General features: G+C 34.2%; 4 protein-coding genes. 2 read left to right on the top strand and 2 right to left on the bottom strand.

Annotated elements, in window-relative coordinates:
• The first annotated feature begins 1505 nt into the window (after positions 1–1505).
• Both MHH96_RS25570 and MHH96_RS25565 read left to right on the top strand, forming a co-directional pair.
• A complete protein-coding gene (locus MHH96_RS25570; protein ID WP_333730832.1) occupies positions 1506–2054 on the top strand; it encodes a replication/maintenance protein RepL in 549 nt (182 codons plus the stop codon).
• Positions 2047–2247, top strand: coding sequence for a hypothetical protein (locus MHH96_RS25565; RefSeq protein WP_333730833.1), 201 nt, complete (start codon positions 2047–2049; stop codon positions 2245–2247). Before MHH96_RS25570 ends, MHH96_RS25565 begins: the two co-directional genes overlap by 8 nt.
• A gap of 18 nt (positions 2248–2265) precedes the next feature.
• On the opposite strand, the gene MHH96_RS25560 is transcribed toward MHH96_RS25565, so the two are convergent.
• On the bottom strand, positions 2266–2454 hold the full coding sequence (locus tag MHH96_RS25560; RefSeq protein WP_333730834.1) for a hypothetical protein: 189 nt from the start codon (positions 2452–2454) through the stop codon (positions 2266–2268).
• Entirely contained in the window at positions 2455–3804 is a 1350-nt protein-coding gene (gene mobV / locus MHH96_RS25555) for a MobV family relaxase (protein WP_341118326.1), read from the bottom strand.
• Between the last annotated feature and the right edge of the window lie 188 nt (positions 3805–3992).

The following is a 3992-nucleotide window of genomic DNA, read 5'->3' as shown; positions in this document are numbered from 1 at the left end:
ACCATAGACCTTGGGCTTTGCCCAAACCCACTGGGGAACTCTTCCCCAGACCCCCTTAATCGAACACCCCAACCCCTCAATCCCTGAGGGGCTCCCTCGCCGGTAGGCAGGTCAAAAGGTGAACTTTTGACACACCGAGAGGGTCTTGGTGCAGTGAGTCTGTCAACTCCTTAATGCTCCCTTCGGTCCGCTTACCGTTGACAGACGCCATACGGGGCTTTTTCGCCTTTGTGGGAGGTTGGCCCCTTAATTTAACACTAAAAGGGCACCAAAACGCCATAGAGGGCATTTATGGGCTTCTCAATGCAAGAATATTTTTTGATTATAAATTTAATAATAAAAAGAATGTATTACTTGAAAAGTAATGTTAAATAAAGGAAGTGGCGACTTGAAAATTAGGGTTATTAAAAAGATAAATACTATGTATTTTAGTGCAATAATTGGATTAATCTTAACAACAATTTATACCACGATATTAATGATTTTTGTTACTAAAACTTTTAATAAAGTGAAATAAAAAATAAGCTTCTCTTTTTGCACTCAAGAGCCTTTCCCCTTGTTTTAGGGTGGAAGGCGCAGGCTGGGGTGAATTGGCGAGAGCCAAGAGGGGCTAGCCCCTTATTGCGTGGATCTATGTGATAAAAGAACAAATCTTTGAACGGTTGCTCTGGCGGTTTTGGCGGTACAATGGCACGAGCAAGCCGATTGCCTTAAATCCTCGTTTTAGGTACGTCGGCTTGGCGACAGTTCAGCACCGCCAAAATTTCTCCATGCAAGGTACGGGTAGTATTTTTTGAGTTTCGACAATGCCAAGAGGGTTTGGGTTCTGTGAGTCTATCAACTCCTTAATGCTCCCTTCGGTCCGCTTACCGTTGACAGACGCCATATAAGGCTCATATAGACTGATTAAGAGACTATCCTAATTTTTATACCTTCATTTGCCTTAAAGGCAAAATAGAAGCCTTTAAGGCTTTCTAAAAGCTATTAAAGATTTTCCCTTTCATCAGGTAGAGAGAGTGAGGCTGGGGGTTTGGGGGCTAGCCCCCATTTTACGTCACTTATTTAAATTTAAAATAAAAATATTGAACGAAAGAACTAGCGTTTTTACAGGCTAAACTAATTTTTATCCGAACGACCTAATTCATGTTTCATCAGTTTATCGGTCGTTCGGCAAGATAAATGCAGCCTGTAAAATTTATTAACGCAAGGAGAAAAAGGTGGAGATTTTTTGAATGGTTTTCTCAAAAAATACTACCTGAACCTTGCGTTAATAAAAGCTATTTGATTAAGAAGAGAGTGTTTTTTTTAGAAAAGTAGCATAAACCCATATATACCAAGGGTTATAGCGTTTTTGCTTGTGTTCATATTTGAATGGTTTTGTGTTCACTTTAGAACATATTTGTATTCTTTTTTTGAATACAAATATAATTATTTGAATAAATATATTGTGTTCTTTATTTGAACATGTTAATGTTCAAATATGGACATAAAAATCGAGGTGTAACATGAGCAAAAACATGGAATATATCAGTGATACTCAAACTTTAATAGGACAACAAAAAAGAACATTAATTGACCAAGAAACAGGAGAAGTAGTACATGTAGATCAAATTACAAAGCGAGTTTATGGTACAAAACAATTTTGGAAAGTCTATTTAATGGATTTTTTAAGTATCTTAGGAATAATTGATAGTAAACAACTTGACGTTTTTATCTACATAGCAGAAAACACAAATCAAAACACAAATATGTTTATAGGAACTTATAGAAGTATTTCCGAAGATGTGGGAGTTGGAGTTAGTACAGTAACTAGAATCATGAAAAAATTACAAGAAAACAACTTTATTATGAAAAAACAAAATGGAGTTTACTTGGTTAATCCCAATATCATGATGAAAGGTAATGATCATAAAAGACAGATGCTTTTAAGTTATTATGAAGAAGACAAACCTTTAAATTCAATTGAAGTTTTGAGAGGAAGACAAAAAGCCATTCCAGAACAGTCTGCAAGCTTGGAAAATCAAGATTTTTTGGAGATGAAAAAAAATGATTGAAGGAATAGAATTAACGATTTATTTAAATGATGAAAATATTTCTTTTGACTTAACAGCTACACAAACAGAAGTAATTTTCAAAGCTTTAGGAGTTGAATTTGATAAAAAAAATAATACTATGACTACATTTAGTGATAGTAGTTTAAAAAAACATATTCTCCCTAAAATAAATTTTGTTCCAATCAATAAATAGTCTCTTATAAGAGACTATTTATTTTAGTTTCCAATTCATTTCATATTTTTCAAACACTTTAATAAGATCATCTAGCAACTGTTCATTTTCTTCCCAAGATAAAGGCTTCTTTTCATAATCTCGATTATATTCAAATGTCACATTCCAAGTACGATTGCAGTCCAAAGTTCCCTTGATAATCTGTTTTGACCTTTCAAAATCATGCATTTAACGTTCCATCTCCATTTCTTCTCTTTTTTGATTTTCAGGTTTCTCTAATCTTTGTAATGAGTCCTGGACAAACTCATTGCGTTTATCTTCTAGTAATTTTATTTTATTGTGGTCTACATCATTTAGCCTTAAAAACCGTTTAACGCGGTCAATTTGAACAAACAAAACTTTCACTACTCTCTTTTTAAAAGAAGAAAACTCATTAGCAAGTTCCAAATATTTATCCTTTAATTTTCCATTTTCTAGCTTTAAATCTCTATTTTCTCTTTGATATGACTGATTTTCAAACTTAAGTGTATCCCTTTCCCCTACTAGTTTTGTTTTTTCTTTTAACTGGTCATTGTATTTATTAACCAACCCATTATACTTTTCAATTAAGTTTTCATATTTCTTTACAATGTCAGTCTTCTTCATTTTTTCTATCACTTTTTCTTTAACTAAAGAATCCAAATTCTCCTCAATATGTTTATAATAATGACGAACTTTATCTTGTCCAATTTGCATATCTGATTTTAGCTGTTCAACTTCTTTTTTAGCTTTTTCCAAGTCTTTTTCTAAATTCTCAGCTTTCACTTGATAAATAACTCCATTAGTAGCATAGTCCACTAAACTTTGATAATCCTGCTCTTTCATCCCAACTAATCCAAGAACTTTTTTCGATTCAATATTCTCAATAGCTTTTGTCTTATCTGTAATCTCATGGATCTGACCTATTGTTCGCTCATACTTCTCTTTCGCATCCTTTTCCATTTGTTGAAGCGTTAGAGCCTTGTATTTAGTTGATTCAACATGTTTACGGTCAGTTGAGACCCCACGTTCTAAATCAAATCCTTCTCGTACCATATGGTCATGGAATTTATCCTGTAGCTTTGCAAGTTGTTGTTTCTTACCAAAAAAATCTTTTGCCGAAAGCCGACCATCTTCCGTAATCGGCACAAATCCAACATGCATATGTGGTGTTTTTTCGTCTTTATGAACCATTGCATAAGCAATATTTTTTTCTCCATATTCATCTGCAAAGAATTCATAAGCCGATTCAAAGAATCGTCTTTCTTCTCGTTCTGATAGATTCTGAAAATACTCTGAATCAGAAGTAACAAGAAAACTAGCAACTTTCACCGCATCTTTCCGAATGGCTTTGCCAGTCGTCACTCCTTCCTCAATCATTTTGTTTACTTTTTCGTTATAATCAATAGATTTAGGATTAACTAAATCGTAATTCAAATGGGAAAGTTCATTCCTAATATCAGCATTTGTCTGACTCTCTTTTTCTCTTTGATTATGTATTTGAATGCCCTTGATTGCAGGTTGTTTTAGCTTCTGCATATGCAAAATTGCATAGCTCATTTTAGGGGTTCATCTCCTTCTCAAAAATCTAGTAGATTAATAGAAGTGTAGCACACTACACTTTGCAAGCAAAGTTACATGTGTTGGGGTATCCCCCAAACCCCCTTAAAAACCTTTCGACTATCGTCGAACTCGCCTTGCTGAAGTGTGGCCAATTTACATTGGCAGCACTTCATCCATTCGAGAAA

The sequence above is a fragment of the Niallia sp. FSL K6-0212 genome, from assembly GCF_038007605.1.
Taxonomy (GTDB): Bacteria; Bacillota; Bacilli; order Bacillales; family Cytobacillaceae; genus Niallia; species Niallia circulans.
The sequence above is the reverse complement of the archived record's forward strand: the minus strand, read 5'-3'. Positions and strand labels throughout refer to the sequence as shown.